Origin of the sequence: Nocardia vinacea NBRC 16497, from assembly GCF_000308835.1 — a bacterium.
GTDB classification, from domain to species: Bacteria; Actinomycetota; Actinomycetes; order Mycobacteriales; family Mycobacteriaceae; genus Nocardia; species Nocardia vinacea.
Genome location: NZ_BAGN01000425.1, coordinates 66,408 through 84,893, shown reverse-complemented (window position 1 = coordinate 84,893; position 18,486 = coordinate 66,408). Strand labels below are relative to the sequence as shown.

The following is an 18,486-nucleotide window of genomic DNA, read 5'->3' as shown; positions in this document are numbered from 1 at the left end:
ACGACCCCGTTCGTCATGAGCCCGTCTTCGTCGCTGCGAAGGAATTGCGGCATCCGGAACTGCAGAACCAGTAGTCGACATCGTCGATGGTGAGATGTGGTGTGTCCGGCCCGACCATCACGGTCATACCGCACACCGGATCGAGCGCCTCGACAGCGACATTCGCCGCGCGGGGCGTGACGGCCGAGCCGCCCTTGCGGACCGCCTGGATCACTTCCGCGACAATCGAGACGGCTATTTCCGCGGACGTCTTCGCGCCGATGGGCAAACCCACCGGGGTGCGGATGCGAGCCCGCTCGGCGTCGGTCAATTCGAGTTCGTCGAGGATCGACGCGCCCCGAATCGTGCTGGCCACCAGCCCGATGTACCCCACGCCCGCGTCGAGCGCGACGCGGATCATCTCGGCCTCCGGGCCACCATGGCTGGCGATCACCACCGCCGTCGTATCGGCCAGCGAATCCAGCGAGTCGGCGTCGGCAGCACTGCGCTGCACCCCGAAACCCACCAACTCGCACATGTCGGCCAAGGCGTCCGCGATGGGTGTCGCGCCGCAGATGCGCATCAGCGGCGCCGGGATCTGCGGCTCGAGGAAGATCTCGAGAGCTCCGCCGGACAGACAGGGATTCACCACCACCGCCGCGCCGGGCGCTTCGGGAAAATGCAGATCGCCATCGGGCAGCACGCGCAGCAGCACACTCTCGTGCGACTGCAAGGCACCCAGCGCCGCCTTGCGGACCGAGTTCTGCGCGCACTGCCCGCCGACGAATCCTTCGATCGTCCCGTCCTGCAACAGGATCGCCTCGTCCCCGGCATGCGCCGAGGTCGGCTGCTGCGCACGCACGACGGTCGCGTGCACGAACGGCGTCCGGGTGCGGACCAGCTGCTGTGCACGCTCGGTCAACTTCATCGGTGATCCCATTTGCTCGCACCCACTCAGATCGGCGGTGTGGCCCGGCCCTGCATCGCTTCCCACACCCGCGACGGCGTCAGCGGCATGTCGGCGTGCCGAACTCCGAACGGCGCCAACGCATCCACCACCGCATTGACCACCGCTGCAGGCGAGCCGACCGTGGCCGATTCGCCGATGCCTTTCGCGCCGATCGGGTGGTGCGGCGAAGGGGTGACCGTGTATCCGGTCTCGAAGTGCGGAACCTCGAGTGCCGTCGGGATGAGATAGTCCATCAGGGATCCGCCGAGGCAGTTGCCGTCCTCGTCGAAGGCGATGATCTGCATCAGCGCCATGCCGACGCCGTCGGTGATGCCGCCGTGCACCTGCCCCTCGATGATCATCGGATTGATCCGGGTGCCGCAGTCGTCGACGGCGAGGAAGCGCCGCACTTTCACCACGGCTGTCCCCGGGTCGATGTCGACGACGCAGAAGTACGCACCATACGGGTAGGTGAGATTCTCCGGGTTGTAGCAGATCTGCGCGTCGAGTCCGCCCTCGATACCTTCGGGCAGATCACCAGCGCCGTGTGCTCGCATCGCGATCTGCTGGATCGTCACGGCCGCGGACGGATCGCCCTTGACGTGGAACGATCCCTTCTCCCAGTCGAGGTCGGCGACGGAGACTTCGAGCATGCCGGATGCGATGATCCGTGCCTTGTCGCGCACCTTCCGCGCCACCAGCGCGGCGGCGGCGCCCGAAACCGGTGTCGACCGGCTGCCGTAGGTGCCCAGGCCGAACGGAGTCTGATCGGTGTCGCCGTGCACCACGTCGATATCGTCCGGCGGGATGCCGAGTTCTTCGGCGACGATCTGGGCGAACGTCGTCTCGTGCCCCTGCCCCTGGGTCTGAACCGATATGCGCACAACGGCTTTGCCGGTCGGATGGATGCGCAGCTCGCACCCGTCGGCCATCCCGAGTCCGAGGATGTCCATATCCTTGCGCGGACCCGCGCCGACGGCCTCGGTGAAGAAGGACATCCCGATGCCCATCAACTCGCCGCGGGCGCGCTTGTCCTGCTGCTCCTTTCGCAAGGCGTCATAGCCGATCATGTCCATCGCCAGACGCATGGTCTTCTCGTAGTCGCCGGAGTCGTAGACCCAGCCTGTCTTGCTGGTGTACGGGAACTGTTCGGGGCGAAGGAGATTCCGCAGCCGCAGCTCGGCCGGATCCATCTTCAGTTCATAGGCGAGGCAATCCACCAACCGCTCGACGAAGTAGACGGCCTCGGTGATCCGGAACGAGCACGCGTAGGCGACACCGCCAGGGGCCTTGTTGGTGTAGACCGCGGTCATCTTGCAGTAGGCGGCCTCGATGTCGTAGCTACCGGTGAAGACGCCGTAGAAGCCGGCCGGATACTTCAACGGCGCGGCTGTGCCGTTGAAGGCGCCGTGATCGGCGAGCACGGTCGACCGGATGGCCAGGATCTTGCCCTCGGCGGTGGCGGCGATCTCGCCGACCATGATGTAGTCGCGGGCGAATCCGGTGCTGGTGAGATTTTCGCTGCGATCCTCCATCCACTTCACCGGTTTGCCCAGCAGCAGCGACCCGACGATGGCGCAGACATATCCCGGATAGATGGGCACCTTGTTGCCGAACCCGCCGCCGATATCGGGTGAGATCACCCGGATTTTGTGCTCGGGCAGTCCGGCCACCAACGCGTAGAGCGTGCGGTGGGCATGCGGCGCCTGGCTCGTCGACCACAGCGTGAGCTTCCCCGTCACGGGATCGAGATCCGCGACGGCCCCACAGGTCTCCATCGGAGCGGGATGCACTCGCGGATAGACGATCTCCTGCTTCAATACCACGTCGGCGCGGGCGAACACTGCCTCGGTCGTGGCGGCGTCGCCGGCCTCCCAGTCGAAGCAGTGGTTGTCCTGCTTGCCCTCGAGATCGTCACGGATCACCGGCATCTCGGGCGCCAGTGCGCTCCGGGCATCGATCACCGGATCGAGCATCTCGTAGTCGACGTTGATGAGCTCCAACGCATCACGCGCGGAGTAGCGATCCTCGGCGACGACGAAGGCCACTTCCTGGCCCTGGAACCGGACCTTGTCCGTCGCCAGCACCGCCTGCACATCGTTGGACAGCGTCGGCATCCAGGCCAGTCCCTTCGCCGCGAGATCCGCACCGGTGACGACTGCCTTGACCTTCGGATGTGCCTGTGCCGCGGAGACATCGACGTTCACGATCCGCGCGTGCGCGAACGGGGAACGCAGTATCGCCATGTGCAGCATGCCGGGCAGTTGCACATCGTCGACGTAGTTGCCGCGTCCGCGAATGAACCGCGGATCCTCTTTGCGGAGCATCCTGCCGTGACCGCACGGCTTGCGGTCGTTATCTACTCTGTCTTCGGGCCGGGACTCGACGGCGGTCATGATGTGCTCCCTACCGGCGTCGGAGTGGCTGCGGGTTCGGGCTCCACCGCTTCGCCGCGTTGCTTTGCCGCGGCCCACTGGATCGACCGCACGATGGTGGTATATCCGGTGCAGCGGCAGATCTGGCCCGAGATCGCCTCCCGGATGGTCTGCTCGTCGGGATTCGGATTGCGGTCGAGCAGGGCGCGGGCGGTGATCATCATTCCGGGCGTGCAGAATCCGCACTGCAAACCGTGACACTGCATGAAGCCCTCCTGCACGGGATCGAGTTGGCCGTCCACCTCGAGCCCCTCGACGGTGCGCACCGAACGGCCGCCCGCCATAACAGCCAGCATCGTGCACGACTTCACCGGTTCGCCGTCGACCTCCACCACACAGGTGCCGCAGTTGCTGGTGTCACAGCCCCAGTGGGTTCCGGTGAGCCGCAACTGATCTCGCAGGAAGTGCACGAGCAGGGTGCGTGGCTCGACCTCCGCGGTCACCGGCTCGCCGTTGACGGTCATGGTTACCTGCATGGCTAATTCCCTTCCGGCGCAGATTCATTCAGTACGCGCTCGACCGCGGTGCGCAGCGCGCGAATCGTCAGTTCGGAGGCGAGATGGCGCTTGTAGTCCGCGCTGCCGCGCGCATCGGAGACAGGTGAGCACGCTGCGCTCGCCCGGCGGCCCGCCTCCGCGAAAACATCTTCGGTGGGCGGCTCACCGATGAGCGCGTCCGCCACGGCGGCGAGCGCCGCCCGATCTGGGTTGACCGCCGTCAGACCGATCCGGGCGGCCGCTATCGCCTCGCCGTGCAGTGTCACGATCGCGCCCGCCGCCGCGATTGCCCAGTCGCCGACCCGACGCTCCACCTTCGTGTAGGCACTCGATGTCCGATGCCGCACCGGGATTCGGATCTCGATCAGAATTTCGTTGTGCGACATGGCGGTTTCGTACGGACCGACCATGAAGTCGTCCATCGCGATCTCCCGGTCGCCGGACGGTCCGCGCACCATGCATGTGGCGCCGAGGACCGTGCAGATCGTGCTGAGATCTTCGGCGGGATCGGCCTGGCACAGCGAGCCGCCGATCGTGCCGCGGTTGCGCACGACCGGATCGGCGATCACGCGCTCGGCGTCACGGAAGATAGGGCACACCGCGGCGAGATCGTCGGATTCGAGCAAATGCCGATGCCGGACCATCGCACCGATGCGCACCAGGGTTGGATCGGTGACGATGTAGCCCAGTTCGGCAGCCAGGTCGTTGATGTCGATGAGATATTCCGGATTGGCCAGGCGCAGCTTCATCATCGGCAGCAGGCTGTGCCCGCCCGCGATGATGCGCGCCTCCTCGCCGAGCCGGTCCAGTAGTCCGATGGCGTGATCCACGCCCGTTGCGCGCTCGTATTCGAATGGCCCGGGAACTTGCATGTGATCTACCTCACAACAATGGGAAGAGCCTCAGCCTCTGCCCCGTTGATGCGGTCGTCAAGTCCGAGTTAAGCAATCGCTTAACTCGCTGTTTGTGCCTTGTGGTGAATGCGGCCGCCGATCCCGGTCAGTGAGCGGCCGTGTCCGCCCCAGCGTCGCGCGATGATCTCGGCGGCGATGGACACCGCCGTCTCTTCGGGGGTCCGGCCGCCCAGATCCAGCCCGATCGGGCTGGCGAGCCGGGCGAGTTGCTCGTCGGTGAGGCCGGCCTGTCGCAGCCGGGTCAGCCGCTCGTCGTGTGTGCGGCGCGACCCCATGGCGCCGACATAGCCGATCTCCGGCGCGCGCAGTGCCACCTCGAGCAGCGGAACATCGAACTTGGGATCGTGGGTCAGCACGCAGACGACGGTCTGCGAATCGATTTCGCCTGCCGCGATCTGCGCGGCCAGGTAGCGGTGCGGCCAGTCGACGACGACCTCGTCGGCGGTCGGGAACCGGGCGGAGGTGGCGAAGACCGGCCGCGCGTCGCACACCGTCACTCGGTAGCCGAGGAATGATCCCTGCTGTGCGACGGCGGCAGCGAAATCGATCGCCCCGAACACCAGCATCCGCGGCTGCCGGGCATAGCTGGCGACGAATACCGCCATGCCCTCACCGCGACGCTGCCCGTCCGGACCATAGGACAGCACCTCGCTGCGGCCCGCCGCGAGCAGCCCGCGTGCGTCATCGCGCACCGCGTCGTCGGTGCGCGCCGACCCCAAGGTGCCGTGTGCGGTGCCCGGCCGGATCAGCAGCCGTCGCCCTACCCGGGCGGTGTCGGGGTGCTCGATGACGGTCGCGATCGCGACCGGCCGGTCGGCGGCGATGTCCGCGGCGACCTCGCCGAGGTCCGGAAACGTTTCCCGCGAGATCGCCTCGACGAAGATGTCGATGACGCCGCCGCAGGTGAGGCCCACAGCGAATGCGTCGTCATCGGAGAAGCCGAACCGCTCCAGCACCGGACGGCCGGTCCGGATGACGTCGGTGGCGAGTTCGTACACCGCGCCTTCGACGCAGCCACCGGAAACCGAACCGCCGACCGTCCCGTCCGGGGCGACGACCATTGCCGCGCCAGGCGGTCGCGGCGCCGAACGGAAGGTCCGTACGACCGTCGCGACCCCAGCCGTGCCCCCGGCGTTCCAGGTTGTCATCAGGTCCGTGACCACGTCCTGCATGGTGCGTCCTCCGGCTGTGGGCACCGCGTCCACCTCCAAACTAGACTCGGATTGTGACGCCCGCCCAGCTTCGGGCCTACTCGACCGTGGTGCGGCTCGGCTCCGTCCACGCGGCGGCCAGAGAGCTGGGGATGTCCGACGCCGGTGTCTCGACGCACATCGCCCAGCTGCGTAAAGAGCTCGACGACCCGTTGTTCACCCGCACGGCGTCCGGTCTGGCCTTCACGCCCGGTGGGCTGCGCCTGGCCAGCCGGGCGATCGAAATTCTTGGACTGCAGCGCCAGACCGCCATCGAAGTGAGCGAGGCAGCGCACGGCCGACGGCTGCTCCGCATCGCGGCATCGAGCGCGTTCGCCGAACATGCCGCGCCCGGCCTCATCGACCTGTTCGCGGCGCGGGCGAAGGATCTGTCGGTCGAGCTGAGTGTGCATCCCACCAGCCAGTTCCGCAGCTTGATCGAGACCCGCGCGGTGGATATCGCGCTGGGGCCTGGGCAGGACGACACCGACGCGACCATCACCACCCGGCCGTTCCTGAAGTATCAGATCATTTCGGTCGCGCGCCCCGACAGCCCGCTGGTGGACATCGCACCGCATCCGGCGCTGCTGCGGGAGCAGCAGTGGATGCTGGGCCCCAGCGCGGGCAGTGTCGACGGGCATATCGCGACGGTGCTGCGCGAGTTGGCCATTCCCGAATCACACCAGCGGATCTTCCAGAGCGACGCGGCCGCTCTCGAAGAGGTTCGCCGAGTCGGGGGCATCACCCTGACGATCGGCTTCGCTGTCTCCTCCGACCTCGCGGCCGGTCGGTTGAGCCACATCAAGGGACCCGGCCTTCAGGTATCCGATGAGTGGTGCGCGACCACCCTGCCACCCGACACTCGCCAGCCCGCGGTGTCGGAACTGCTGCGGTTCATCACCACCCCGCGCTGCATCCAGGCGATGATCCGCGGGTCCGGGGTCGGCGTCACTCGGTTCCGCCCGAAAGTGCATGTGACGCTGTGGAGTTGAATGCGGGCACCGCGCGGAGCATCGGCGTGGCCGCCCGGAATATGTATCGAGATCTCGCGGCAGGATCCCAATCCGGAAAGGCTCAGTGGGATGTCGTGGATCCCAACGGAAGCAACGACCAGGGCACCGTCTCGACCGGGACGGTCGCAGCGGATCTGTCCATCCGGCTCGTCTTGGATCCGGTCGTGAATTCGGGATCGGTCCCGATGATGACGCGGCCCTCGCTATTGACCAGCACTACTCGCTGACCGAATGCCTGGAATCGCGGTAGCAAGGCCTCCTCGATCGCGGCAACCGGCACATCGGCACCGGCGATTCCGAGAAATGGTCCCGACGTGAACGTGACCGGTATCGAGAATGTGCAAACGTACTCGTCGGTGCACGCGTAATCGAGGTGTGGCCCCTGTACCCATCGCCGACCCTGGTCGCGCGGGACCGTGAACCAGTCCATTTTGGTGTAGTCGTAGAAATATTCACTATCGGGATTCAATTCCAGGATCAGGCGCTGCCCGTCCGGAAGCCACCATTCCAGATGTCGGGGGTGATCGGTGAGAACGCCGTCGGCCATCACGACACCTGCTCCGTTGAACAGTTTTCCGCGCCGCTCGAGCTCGCCGAGAATCGTCTCGCGCAGCGGTGCCAGATCAGTCGACCTGGGAGCGAGCCGCGGCCTCTCGGTGAGCCCCTTCCAGAGGGCTGTCAGCGCGGTCCCGATAGTTGTCAGCGACAGATAGATCTCGTCGGCCAGTTTTGTGACGGAATCAGCGAGCGACTCGATGGTCGCCGGGGCGGGATCATTATCGGTATCCCTCATTGATCACTGAGCTCCAAGCGTAAAGCGACGAGGCGGCGGATGCGTGATTCCGTCTGCGATTCTGCCAGTTCTCTGGCCCGGGCATCGTCTTCTCGTTCGATGGCGTCCACCAGGTCACGATGGGCGGTCGCCTCGGCCGCGGGCTCCAGTTCCAGCCGCGGCAGCCAGAGCAGGGCGGAGAGCTCGGCCTGCAGTCCGACCTCGGCGCGGGTCAGCCGGGTGGACTGCGCGCACACCGCCATCTCGATATGAAAGCGGCTGTCGGCCCGACGGGCCGAGACGAGGTCGGCGCTCTCCTTCAGCCGGTCGGCCAGCGCCCGGAGCCGGGCTATATCGGCCTGCAGTCCGCGGCGCGCGGCAAACACAGCGACCGCTCCGGTGACAGCGAAGTGCTCATCCCCCAGATCGCGCAGTTCCTGGATGCTCATCTGTTGCAGCCGCGCCAGCGAGGTGTTCTCGAAGACCTCCGCCGAAGCACTGATGAAGCTACCGCCGCCGCGCCCGCGCTTGGTGTGGACGATGCCCTGCTGCCGAAGTACGACCAGCGCCTCCCGCAGAGTCATCGTCGACACACCCAACTGGTTGGCGAGATCGGTCTCGCTCGGCAACTGCTGGCCGTCGACCATCACACCGAGGCTGATCGCCGCAGACAGCCGCTGGACCACGGCCTCGGTTTTCGGACCGCCGCCCTCGAGCGGTGACAGCACGGCACCGAGCGCGGTCAATCCGACCCTCTTCTGCTGGGACAACACGACTCCTGGGGTGGCGTGCACGTAACACGATTCTAGTCAACTAACACTTGAAATATGAACTATGAAGTTAGAAGAGATCGGCTGTCCGACCGGCGTTGCTCGCCGAACCAACGGCCGACGAGGTGCGAGGGGATGGGACCGCGGGGCTTAACACGATCTTCACTGGCGACCTATTGAACTATGAACTCTAATGTCTTATGTTATATGCCGGGTGAATCGCCCCACCCTTCGACGCACCGGCGTCACGATCGAAGTAGGAACCCCATGCCCGAGAATCCGACCTGGCCCAGGGAGCATCTCCGGTGGTACACCCGTGGCCGTGCCGAGTTGCCAGCCGAGATGGTGGCGCACAGCCGACTGCGGTCGGTTGACAGCGGTCGCCGAACGCACGAGGTAAGCGTGCGGAGACGGGGGATCGAAGATGGATGAGGATCTTCGCCGCACGGAGGTCGATGGATTCTGTGTGACGTGGCGCTTGGTTCAGCATCATCTGATCGCAATTGTTGCCGTGGGCAAGGCATCCAACGCTTCGCAGATTGCATCCTTCTGCCCGAGCAACTACCCGGATCTCGTGCGGGCCCGAGAACTCTTTCCGGAACTGACGAGACTGTGGGATGCGGTCCGCCGCGAATTCTGGACGAATCTCATTCCGCCGTTGCCTATGGCAGCTAGAAAGCGGGTATTGGCATAACGCCGCCGCTCACCCGACGCGGAATCGGCCATGCACCGCGTCCGCCGACTGCCCACCGGCCGTTCGCTCCCCGTCTATGATCACTACGAACGCTCACGCACCAACAGGTATCGGAGCGAACAATGAACGATACGGACAGTGAATCGTCGGCTGACGGCCGCATCTCCCCTTCACCAAGATCCCGCAACGGGCCAACAAAATCGGTCACAACCCGAGACGGCCGTCAGCTCAGTTATCTCGAAGTCGGAGATCCGCATGGTCCGCTCGTTATCCATAATCATGGTGGACCCAGCAGCAGGATCGAGGCACGCTTCTTCGCAGATTCCGCAACGAAGAAGCGGTTACGACTCGTATGTGTCGACCGTCCCGGAATAGGGCAGTCCAGTCCGCAAAAAGCACGAACGTACGCCGGCTGGGCCGACGACATGACAGCGATCGCTGATGCGTTGGGATGCAACGAATTCGGCGTGACCGGCTGGTCGGAGGGTGGTCCATGGGCACTTGCGGCAGCTGCGTATATCGATCCGCGACGACTGCGCCACGTCAGCAGCATCGCAGGTGGCAGCTACGGAGCATTCGGCGACAACTGGGCAGCAGATTACCTCTCCAAAGTCGACGCGCTCGGGGGATCCCTCGCACTGCGCTTCACACCTGGCTTTCGCCTCATGTACGCAATCCTCGGCATAACCGCCAAACGCTTCCGCAAGCCCTACCTCGAACAAGCTCGGAAAGCCGTCAACGACTACGACCGGCAGATCTTGCTTCAGCGCAACTTTGCAAGCGACTTCTCCGAAGCGAGCGCCGAATGCTTCGCGCAAAGTTCCGACGGACTGGTCCGCGACAGTGAACTCCTGTATCGGAATTGGGCTTTCGACGTGACAACAATCGAACGACGAGTCCACATGTGGCAAGGAATGGATGACCGACTGGTCCCGGATCCCATAAACAAAGCGGTGGCCGACCGAATGCCTGGGTCGGTATGGCATCCAGTCGAGGGGGCCGGGCACTTTGTCGCTGTCGGATCGGCGGACGAATGGTTCGGAATCGCGGCCGAGGAACTACGGGCGTAGCGCCTTGCAATTCTTGCCGGCACATCGACGACGGTGGCGCTTCGGTCACGGCCGCGATCCGGGCGCACTCCACCGTCATCCACCGTATGCCGGTAGATCCTCGGCACACTCGTGGGTCGGCAAAGCATCGCCAACGATCACCTGAGGCATCAGACGGTGGGGACCGTCAGCTGAGGTTGCGGCGGAGCCCTGATGTTGGGCTCCACCGCACTCCGATCTGCGGCTGACTACTCGTAATGCGAAACATCAACCAAGCCAGCCGGTCTCGAACCGGCGGACAAGGAACAAGCTGACGTCTACTTCGGCGGCGGGACTACAGGTGTGAGGAGCAGCCGTCCCGTGGCGCCGACGCCTTCTTCGAGTCCGCGCTCGGTCATACGGCGGAGCATGCTGTTGTTGCGTTGCATCCAGAGCGCCTGCGTCGTGGCCCAGGCGGCGTCCCTGGCGTGGGCGATGCTGAAGCTGCACAGGATGTGCTTCAGTGTCTCGGCATCCTTGGTGGTCAGCTGGAGCAATTGCGGCTCGTATTCCGCGCGAACCTCGGCCTCGACCTTGGCCAGCAGCTCATTGACCTTCAAATAGTCGGCGTGCACCGGTTTGGTATCGGGTGTGGTGGACCGCTCCTTGCAGGTCATCACAACTGCCATCGGCAAATCGTGGTTGATGTGGGCATTCATGCCCGCCAACGCGAACTGTACAGGCCACACGGTGCGGTTGGACCGGGAATCGAAGACCGGCTGCCAGACCGGATTCGGCCACTTGCCGCCCTTGTCGGCGTCGACCGCGTCGAAATACAGCTGCGCGAACACCACATCGAGGCGTTCGACGAATTCGGAGTCGGCGAAGAATCCCGCGGTGATCTGTTGACCGACCAATTCGGTGACGCGCAAATACATGTTGTTGAAGCACGCGACGCCGTCGCGTGGATCGAGTTCGTCTTTGATGTCGTGCATTCGCCGGATGGCCTCGGCGACGGGACCGGGAATTTGAACCGTTGTCACGATCTCCTCCTCTACAGTCCTCGGCACGGCGGAGTTAGTGCCGGCGCGGTTGATCGAGCCCTTCCGGTTACCAACGGTATCGCTGGGCGAACGACCATGAGCTGCAACGGATTACTTCGGACAAACATCATGGAATCACTACCCGGCGCCGGCCGGACCCGGCCTTGTCGGCAGCCAGGCCGCCAGTCTCGAGAATTCGACGCCAGAGGTCTCCAGCGCGTCAGCTGCCGATTACACCCACGCACGACTGCTGGGGACCACGGACGGTGCGATCAGAAAGTCGCGTTGTCATCGCCCCGTGTCGGCGAGGCGGCGCCCATCCGCCTTCGCGTCGAACCAGTCCCGCGTGTTGACGGGACCAGTTCGCCGATGGCCGGCTCCTGCCCGTGGCTGCGTCGCTGATCTCGGAGAGCAGGAAGGCCCCGAGCAGGCCGTTGGTTGCGATGCTCGAAAAGGTAGTTTGCGCGAACCAGTCCCTGGTTACTGCTAGGAGGATGCCGGTGCCGACGACGCCACCGGCTCACAATCGGGGCTGGAGACTAGCCCGCGGGAAATGCAGTCCGCCACTTACCTCGGCCGACTGCGACGACAGCGGAAGGAACCCCACACATGCTGATGCTCACCCCCAATGCCATCGAGGCAGTTCGCACCATCACCTCCGCGGACGGCACGCCGACGGATGCCGGGCTGCGGATCTCCACGACGGATGGCGCCGAGACGATGTCGCTCGCGATCGCCGCAGGTCCGGCCGAGCAGGACCAGGTCCTGACCGCGGAAGGGTCGCGGATCTTCCTGGACGAGCAGGCCGCCGCCTTCCTGGACGACAAGATCCTCGACACCGAACTGGACCCGAACGGCCAGGGCACCTTCGTCCTAGCCCAGCAGGACCAAAGCACGCCCGGCCTGTAATCCGGATCGGGATCAGAACCGGCTAATTCTGCGGCAAGCCCCAGCAGGGGTAATCGCGGCCGGCATCGACGAGGCCGACGCTTTGCGGTGTCCGGCAGATGACGTGCGGCTTGTGGCGATAATCCACAACCAAATGCCGAGTCGCAGCCTTGTCGCCGGTAAACGTCTGATGGCATTGGGAACAATGGCACACATTGTGCGCGCTCAAAGGCCACCAGCAGTGACATCCCCGGCATTTCACCGTCTCCGGCGATCTCGTATTCATGATCAATCACCCACTCGCGCAACCCGGACGCGGTCCGCCATCATCCTCGGCCGTACCCGAAGGATAGACCGCTGCTGCGCTTAGGCATCAATTCGTGGCGACGGCCGACCGGGATTTCGCGATGCGGGCCCGGGACGGAAGTTCCCGGACCTGCTCGCTGGTCAAAGATTGAGCGCTACTCCGGTTCTGACGGTGAAGCTCGGCAGATCCTGGAGCGATACGGTCGCCTCGTAGGTGCGGTCGAAGCCGGTGGAACCTATCCTCCAGCCGCCGGCGGTACGCCGATACCGGTCGTTGTAGAAGGTGGCTCCTCGGCCATCGTCTTTCCGGCAACGCTATGGCGGGTGCACGCAGCTCCGATCCCCCGTTTCCGCTCGACGAGACGACTCGGGAGGCAATGAATTAAGACGCGATGTCTGCAGGTGGGCTGCGGGGAGCTCTCAGATGAGGCTCTTATTTTTGCGGATGCGTCGGCGCAGGTCTCGCATCAGCCCATAGGTGGGGGCGAAGCGCAGGAAGCGTGGGATGAAACGGTTGACGAAGCCGACGAACAGGAAGAGGTGTTCGAAGCGGCGTTGATCGGCATCGGTCCATTCGACTCGGAGTTGTTCCTTGAAATACGGCGCCAGAAATCCGATCGTCAAGAACTTCAACAGATTTCGGAACGGCAGCCGCAGATACCAGTGGATCATGCGGAGGTTGAGCAGATCATCCAGGTAGGCGCGGACCTTGTCGTCGAGGACGGCGTGGCTGCTCGCCTCGTTCCAGTAGCGGTCGAAGTCCTTTCGGGTGGCGGGCCACATATCCTTCGTGACCTGCACACCGGTCGCCAGGGTGGAAGCGGTCTGATAGAACTGCTCGGCCTGCTCATCGTTCATCTTGCCGTGCAACAACTGGTAGGTGTCTTCGAAGCCGATGAAAAGGCAAGCGGCGACCCACTTTTGGAGATCACGGTTGAAGGCGTTGTACTTGACCGGACTATTGGGACCCGACCGCACTTGACGGTGCGCAACGTTGATCGCCTCCCGATAGGCATCGATCTCATCCGGGGTGCCCAGGATCGCCACCGCCAGATACTGCGTGGTGGTCCTGGCCCGCTTCCACGGGTGCACCATCAGCGCGCCGGACTCCACTCGGCTCTCCGAAACGCCGTAGCCGACACCGGGTCGCGCCATCTGCATCACCACATTGGCGGCGGCACCCGCGAAATTCCAGAAATCCAGTGCGTCAGCGAGTTTCAGCGGCCGCTTGGTCTGCGAGCGATGGATGGCCGGAATATGGATCCGGGTTTCCTCGGTGGTCAGTGGCACCGGCGTGGGCAGCGGTTGAGCGGTGGCGGTCATCGGATTCCTTCCGTTGTCGGGTTCTGTAGAGGTCGAGTGAGATGTGTACGTACGTTCTGTCGTTCTTCTCCTCCGACCTGGCACCGGACGACGATGCAGCTCTCCCCCGGCTACCAAGAGGTCGATGCACCATGAATACACAGTAACTTATTGCCAGCAACCGCACTGGTCAACAGCGAAAAACTGCGCATTACTCTTAGTAGTGACTGGTCGTTCCCACCCATGCGGTCACCATGGTCGCTCACGAATACTGGGTAACATCATGAATCCGGAATCGACAGGCCGCGATCACGCGCCGGGCAGTCGCGATCGGCTCCATGCGAGCGGTGGTCCAGCATCGCCGACCCCTCGGCGGACGCGGAGGTGTGGGCTATCGACGAGCTCGACAAGGTGCGCTCAGTGCGAGAAGTGCACGGGCGCAACCGATATCGAGTATCGAAACGGCGCTCAGTGGCTGAGCAGGTCCTTGTAGGCCTCGAGGATGCCGCGGATGGATGGCGTCACGAGCAGTTCACCGTCCAGCGGTGCCCATACATAATCGGCGTGGGCGGAGAGGACGATCGGACTGGTGGCTGCCACCTCTACGGCGAAATGCAAGCGCCGCACCGGTTTTCCGGCCGGCGACAGGTAATCGAAGTCGCCGATGTGGTGGCCGATGTCGGTGACGGTCAGCCCGGTCTCTTCGCGGACTCCGCGAATCAGTGCGGCGGAGACCGATTCGCCCGGTTCCACAGTGGCACCCGGAAGCTTGCGGGTCAGCGGGAGCGGTCCTGTGCTGTGGGCCTCCAGCAGCAACACTTCCCCGCCCCGGTCGATGATCGCGCCGACTCGTAGACCGACACCATCACGTTCGCCGCGCGGAAGCGCCTCATCGAACATCGATACCGACATCGGCGGACTCACCAGCCTTCGGTCGGGCGGACGCGCCGCATTCCTGTGAAAGCAATCACCCCAATATTAACGTGACGTACCCGCCGCAGGACAGCAGGCACCAGAGGTGTGTTCGTGCAATTGATTTCGCCCGGTTGCCCCGCCGACCGGACACACCTCTGCCGCCGCTTTTCAACCGTATGGTTCGAAATATTGAACGAGCTGGTTCCAATAGCTAGTCCGTTGTGTTCGTGGTGTCCGGAACCGATGCTCACCGCTAGTCGATACAGCGACTATTGGCTGCCGCTTGTCGGTAGCTCGAGATTGCCTGCTTCTGTATCGTCATGTCTGCACTCACCGCCGGATGGCGGACGTTTCGACGCGAACGGCCGTGCAGCGGATGGTGCCGGGAGGGTTCGAAGTAGTCGTATGGGTCCACGAAGTGTTGTCGCGCAACGGTAGCTCGGAATGAACGAGGAGAGGGGCGTAGGTGGCGACAGCTGCGCAATTGCGAGCAGTGCTGGCGGTATTGCAGGCCGACATGGAAAGAACCGCTTCCGGCTGGTCGGCCGAACCGCCCGTCGAACGCGCCGAGCTAGCGGGTCGGCTACACGGTTTGATCAGTAGTGAGCTGCGGGACTTGGTAGTCACTGCCCCACTGGGGCAGTACATGGGCCACTGGTCGATGGCCGCGACTGCGGAGCAAGACGCCGTGGGTGATGTGTCGGCGCAGGCGCAGTTCGACGCACGGTGGCTGCGTCACCACATCGCCACACTGGCCTCCCGCAATGCCCCGACCCCCGTGCCCGCGCTACTGGCTGCCGCGGTTCAGGCCGTCGACGCGGCCACCACTTTGCTGGCGCTGGCCCGCGATCCCCGCGGCGAGGGCAGTCAGGCCGCATGGCAGGCGGTAATCGATGATCTCGCGATCGCATTCCATCTGGTCAACGACGAACACGACGCCGTCACGCAGCCGATCCGCTGAGTGCAGGCACCTGACGATCACCGGTTCCGGGCGCCGAGATCGACAGACCGGAACCGGTGACGATGTCAGTCGTCTTCCGGGGTGTCGGTATAACGCTGCAGGTACAGCTGCTCGCCGAGCTTCTCGATCAGGTCGAGTTCGGTCTCCAGATAGTCGACGTGCGATTCCTCATCCTCGAGAATGGACTCGAAGATGCGGGCGGAGGTGACATCACCGCGCGAGCGCATCAGCTCGATACCGCCGCGCAGCCGGTCTACGGCCTCCATCTCGATCTTCAGATCGGCCCGCAACTGTTCGGGGACGGTCTGGCCGATGCGCAGCGGATTGAGCTTCTGGTAGTTCGGCAGCCCCTCGAGGAAGAGGATGCGATCGGTGAGCACCTCCGCATGCTTCATCTCATCGATGGACTCGTGGCGGGTGTGCTTGGCAAGTTTGGTGAAACCCCAGTTCTCCTGCATCTTGGCATGCAGGAAGTACTGATTGATCGCCGTGAGTTCGGCTGTCAGCTGCTCATTGAGCAGCGCGATGATTTCCTTATCGCCATCCATGGCTGCGATCGTGTCACAGCTCACAATCGGCGAACCGGTAAGGACGGCCTATCGTGTCGGACTACGCCGCGGAGGTCTCGACCTCCTGGACGGGCGCAGCGCACGCTCGGCCGACCACCTCGGAAAGGAGCCGGGTACAGCTACCGCAGCCGGGCTTCCAGCCGCACGCCTTTTTGACCTGCGCGGTCGAGCTGGCTCCGGCGGCGACACAGCTGTGCACGTCCGATTCGGAGACGGCGTTGCAGATACAGACGTACACGATGCCTCATTGTGCGAGCGGAACAGTTCACGAGGTTAGCCTCATCTAAAGAGGTAAGCCTCCCCTAATGTATAGCACTCCCATGCCGATTCCTGTCAATAGCCTCTCGGCACTATTCGAGGCGGTGATCCCACGGCTTACCGGATGCGGCGGACGAGTCGGGCTTGCTCGAAGAGGCCGAGCAGTTGCTGTGCCTCCGCTTTGGACAGTTCGGGTGCCACGGTGAGTACGTCGGCTACGTCCAGCGAGACTCCGGTCGGCAGCTGGTTCACCCACTGACATGCGGGTAGGTAGCTTCGGTCGAGTTGCACGGCCGTGGTCGAAGTGTTGCGGAAGCCGTAGGCGGTCACGGAGATTCCGGCGGTTTCGGCGTGGGTGGCGTCGACGTGCAATGCGCATTGACCGGCTCGGACAAAGGCGGTTTCGGGGGTCACGGGCAAGTCGGGGACCGGTGACCGGACCAGATCCGCGATGTTGATTCTGGCGACCGCGTCATCGAAGGCATCCTGGGCGGCGGTGAGCCACCGTGTGTTGTCGAGGTCGTAGACCGATTCACGCCAGTACGGCTCCCGGAGCAGTTCGTTGCGGAGCGAGGCCAGCAGGAAGTCCAGGCGTAGCGGTGGGATCAGCAGGATATGAAGTGAGATCGATTCCTGGTCGGAACTGGTCTCGTGCCAATATCCGCGCGGAACATGCAGTACCGCGCCGGGTTCGAGCCGATATTCGGTCGCGTCGTCGGGTATCTCGGACGGCGGCTCACCTTCGCCGTAGATCCGCATGACCGCAGGCACCGCATCGTTCGGCGCCCAGCCCTCCAGCGGCGCGGGCGCGAAGCGATTGGGGGCAACGCGCCAGGTCTTGCAGCCGGTCAGCTGCACCGTGATGACATCGATCGGGTCGAAATGCACGGAGGTGACTGCACCGGGGCGATTGCAGAAAAGCTGGCATTTCGCCGATTTGGCCGATACGCCGAAAGCTTCGGCGGCTTCCCTTGCCAACGGGGCGAAGTCGGCGACGTCCTGATAGAACAGCGTGGTTCCGGCTTCGTAGAAAGTGCGTGCGCTGTCCGGTCGGATGACCGCCGAACTGAGCGTGCCGTCCAGCCGCGGAAACCACGCCGACACCTGGCGGACCCGCTTGGCGAACAGGTCCTCGACGGACCGGGTGGCCAGCGCGTCACCAAGTCGTTCGGCCAGATCCGCGCGCGGTTCGGTGACCAGTACCTCGCGACCGAGCACGCCGTCGCGGAATCCTGCCAGATCCAGTGGCGCGAACCAGTCGGCGAAGCCGAAACCTGTTGACGTGCTGGTCATCTGTCGTCCTGCTTACTGCGGCCGACGAGCTCGGCGGGACGGTTGACGAACTCGTCCACCAAACCGTCCGCAGCTGTTACCGCGGGCTTGCTGATCGGGCGGACCACATACTCCTTCTCCACCTCGTGATCGACCCGGACATGAACGGCGGGAGGGACTTCGGGATTGTCCATGATGGCCATCGGCTACTCCTTAAGACGGCGTTGGAAACGAGTTCGCCAGCGATGCAACATCTTTCATCGATCACGGCGACTGCGTGATTACTGCCGCCAATGCTGCCGCGGCAGGCGATCGAGCGTCGAGGACCGGGTCCGCTGAGCGAACCCGCAACACCATCGCGGAAATCCCGGTTCGTCCAGCGGACTATCCCCTGGACGCACACTTACCTGCCGAGACAGTGTGGACAGGTCACCGACACCCCGAGGAGTGAGTCGATGCCAATCATGGACAATCCCGAAGTCCCTCCGGCCGTGCACATTCGGGTCGATCAGGACATCACGAGGGACTACGCGATCGGTGCGATCGAGACGACCGTGACCGCCGGGCTGGTCGACGAGTTCTCCAGCCGCGCAAAGCGACAGATCGTGAAAGCGGCGGCGGTTCGCGACGAAGGCGAGCCGCCGGGCAGAATTCACGACGAGGGAGAACCACCTGGCACCTGATCGCGCGGACCACCGTGAGACTTCGGTGAAACGCGGGTGAAAGCTGGA

Annotated in this window: 21 protein-coding genes and 1 pseudogene; 6 read left to right on the top strand and 16 right to left on the bottom strand. The window is 64.1% G+C overall.

What is annotated here, in order from left to right; all coding sequences use genetic code 11:
* Window positions 1-13 precede the first annotated feature (13 nt).
* From ON44_RS44440 to ON44_RS44420, 5 genes are all read right to left on the bottom strand, one after another.
* Window positions 14-907: an XdhC family protein gene (locus tag ON44_RS44440; protein WP_040701340.1), complete on the bottom strand. Its 894-nt coding sequence runs from the start codon at window positions 905-907 to the stop codon at window positions 14-16.
* A 26-nt stretch (window positions 908-933) separates the two neighbouring features.
* On the bottom strand, window positions 934-3,324 hold the full coding sequence (locus ON44_RS44435; RefSeq protein ID WP_040701339.1) for an aerobic carbon-monoxide dehydrogenase large subunit: 2,391 nt from the start codon (window positions 3,322-3,324) through the stop codon (window positions 934-936).
* Window positions 3,321-3,839, bottom strand: a complete 519-nt coding sequence (locus ON44_RS44430) for a (2Fe-2S)-binding protein (protein ID WP_051183382.1) — start codon at window positions 3,837-3,839, stop codon at window positions 3,321-3,323. Before ON44_RS44430 ends, ON44_RS44435 begins: the two co-directional genes overlap by 4 nt.
* A 2-nt stretch (window positions 3,840-3,841) precedes the next feature.
* The gene (locus ON44_RS44425) at window positions 3,842-4,732 is read right to left on the bottom strand and encodes an FAD binding domain-containing protein (RefSeq protein ID WP_040701337.1); all 891 of its coding nucleotides are present in this window, start codon (window positions 4,730-4,732) and stop codon (window positions 3,842-3,844) included.
* Between the two features lie 80 nt (window positions 4,733-4,812).
* The gene (locus tag ON44_RS44420) at window positions 4,813-5,946 is read right to left on the bottom strand and encodes an XdhC family protein (protein WP_085998741.1); all 1,134 of its coding nucleotides are present in this window, start codon (window positions 5,944-5,946) and stop codon (window positions 4,813-4,815) included.
* 53 nt (window positions 5,947-5,999) lie between these two features.
* Here ON44_RS44420 and ON44_RS44415 point away from each other — a divergent pair, with 53 nt between their 5' ends.
* Window positions 6,000-6,956 carry a LysR family transcriptional regulator gene (locus ON44_RS44415; protein WP_040701335.1) on the top strand — a complete coding sequence of 319 codons (957 nt, stop codon included), beginning with the start codon at window positions 6,000-6,002 and terminating at the stop codon, window positions 6,954-6,956.
* 82 nt (window positions 6,957-7,038) lie between these two features.
* Here the strand turns inward: ON44_RS44415 and ON44_RS44410 are convergent, their stop codons facing one another.
* On the bottom strand, window positions 7,039-7,770 hold the full coding sequence (locus ON44_RS44410) for a cache domain-containing protein (RefSeq protein WP_051183381.1): 732 nt from the start codon (window positions 7,768-7,770) through the stop codon (window positions 7,039-7,041).
* Entirely contained in the window at window positions 7,767-8,519 is a 753-nt protein-coding gene (locus ON44_RS44405; protein WP_218007777.1) for a FadR/GntR family transcriptional regulator, read from the bottom strand. The genes ON44_RS44410 and ON44_RS44405 overlap by 4 nt, the downstream gene beginning before the upstream one ends.
* Before the next feature lie 424 nt (window positions 8,520-8,943).
* Between ON44_RS44405 and ON44_RS44400 the strand changes: the two genes are divergently transcribed.
* Both ON44_RS44400 and ON44_RS44395 read left to right on the top strand, forming a co-directional pair.
* Window positions 8,944-9,213 carry a hypothetical protein gene (locus tag ON44_RS44400; RefSeq protein ID WP_040701333.1) on the top strand — a complete coding sequence of 90 codons (270 nt, stop codon included), beginning with the start codon at window positions 8,944-8,946 and terminating at the stop codon, window positions 9,211-9,213.
* A gap of 122 nt (window positions 9,214-9,335) precedes the next feature.
* A complete protein-coding gene (locus ON44_RS44395; protein WP_083898557.1) occupies window positions 9,336-10,283 on the top strand; it encodes an alpha/beta fold hydrolase in 948 nt (315 codons plus the stop codon).
* 296 nt (window positions 10,284-10,579) lie between these two features.
* On the opposite strand, the gene ON44_RS44390 is transcribed toward ON44_RS44395, so the two are convergent.
* On the bottom strand, window positions 10,580-11,284 hold the full coding sequence (locus tag ON44_RS44390; RefSeq protein ID WP_040701375.1) for a DUF5995 family protein: 705 nt from the start codon (window positions 11,282-11,284) through the stop codon (window positions 10,580-10,582).
* Window positions 11,285-11,893: 609 nt separating this feature from the next.
* On the opposite strand from ON44_RS44390, the gene ON44_RS44385 reads away from it, so the two are divergent.
* Window positions 11,894-12,193 carry a hypothetical protein gene (locus ON44_RS44385; protein WP_040701329.1) on the top strand — a complete coding sequence of 100 codons (300 nt, stop codon included), beginning with the start codon at window positions 11,894-11,896 and terminating at the stop codon, window positions 12,191-12,193.
* Between the two features lie 22 nt (window positions 12,194-12,215).
* On the opposite strand, the gene ON44_RS54455 is transcribed toward ON44_RS44385, so the two are convergent.
* From ON44_RS54455 to ON44_RS44375, 4 genes and pseudogenes are all read right to left on the bottom strand, one after another.
* Entirely contained in the window at window positions 12,216-12,458 is a 243-nt protein-coding gene (locus tag ON44_RS54455) for an FDXHR family putative zinc-binding protein (RefSeq protein WP_444543903.1), read from the bottom strand.
* Window positions 12,459-12,619: 161 nt separating this feature from the next.
* A pseudogene (locus tag ON44_RS53305) lies at window positions 12,620-12,769 on the bottom strand (nuclear transport factor 2 family protein); the annotation flags it as partial.
* Window positions 12,770-12,898: 129 nt separating this feature from the next.
* The gene (locus ON44_RS44380; protein ID WP_040701326.1) at window positions 12,899-13,801 is read right to left on the bottom strand and encodes an oxygenase MpaB family protein; all 903 of its coding nucleotides are present in this window, start codon (window positions 13,799-13,801) and stop codon (window positions 12,899-12,901) included.
* 447 nt (window positions 13,802-14,248) lie between these two features.
* A complete protein-coding gene (locus ON44_RS44375; RefSeq protein WP_051183379.1) occupies window positions 14,249-14,692 on the bottom strand; it encodes an NUDIX hydrolase in 444 nt (147 codons plus the stop codon).
* A 469-nt stretch (window positions 14,693-15,161) separates the two neighbouring features.
* Between ON44_RS44375 and ON44_RS44370 the strand changes: the two genes are divergently transcribed.
* Window positions 15,162-15,656 (top strand): hypothetical protein, encoded by a 495-nt coding sequence (locus ON44_RS44370; RefSeq protein ID WP_040701324.1) that lies wholly within the window; start codon window positions 15,162-15,164, stop codon window positions 15,654-15,656.
* A gap of 65 nt (window positions 15,657-15,721) precedes the next feature.
* On the opposite strand, the gene bfr is transcribed toward ON44_RS44370, so the two are convergent.
* The 4 genes from bfr to ON44_RS44350 form a co-directional block, all read right to left on the bottom strand.
* Window positions 15,722-16,204, bottom strand: a complete 483-nt coding sequence (gene bfr, locus ON44_RS44365) for a bacterioferritin (RefSeq protein WP_040701322.1) — start codon at window positions 16,202-16,204, stop codon at window positions 15,722-15,724.
* A 61-nt stretch (window positions 16,205-16,265) separates the two neighbouring features.
* Window positions 16,266-16,463 carry a (2Fe-2S)-binding protein gene (locus ON44_RS49320; protein WP_083898556.1) on the bottom strand — a complete coding sequence of 66 codons (198 nt, stop codon included), beginning with the start codon at window positions 16,461-16,463 and terminating at the stop codon, window positions 16,266-16,268.
* Between the two features lie 137 nt (window positions 16,464-16,600).
* On the bottom strand, window positions 16,601-17,776 hold the full coding sequence (locus ON44_RS44355) for a JmjC domain-containing protein (protein ID WP_040701318.1): 1,176 nt from the start codon (window positions 17,774-17,776) through the stop codon (window positions 16,601-16,603).
* Window positions 17,773-17,958 carry a hypothetical protein gene (locus ON44_RS44350; protein WP_040701315.1) on the bottom strand — a complete coding sequence of 62 codons (186 nt, stop codon included), beginning with the start codon at window positions 17,956-17,958 and terminating at the stop codon, window positions 17,773-17,775. Before ON44_RS44350 ends, ON44_RS44355 begins: the two co-directional genes overlap by 4 nt.
* A gap of 252 nt (window positions 17,959-18,210) precedes the next feature.
* On the opposite strand from ON44_RS44350, the gene ON44_RS44345 reads away from it, so the two are divergent.
* On the top strand, window positions 18,211-18,438 hold the full coding sequence (locus ON44_RS44345; protein WP_157187635.1) for a hypothetical protein: 228 nt from the start codon (window positions 18,211-18,213) through the stop codon (window positions 18,436-18,438).
* Window positions 18,439-18,486 lie beyond the last annotated feature (48 nt).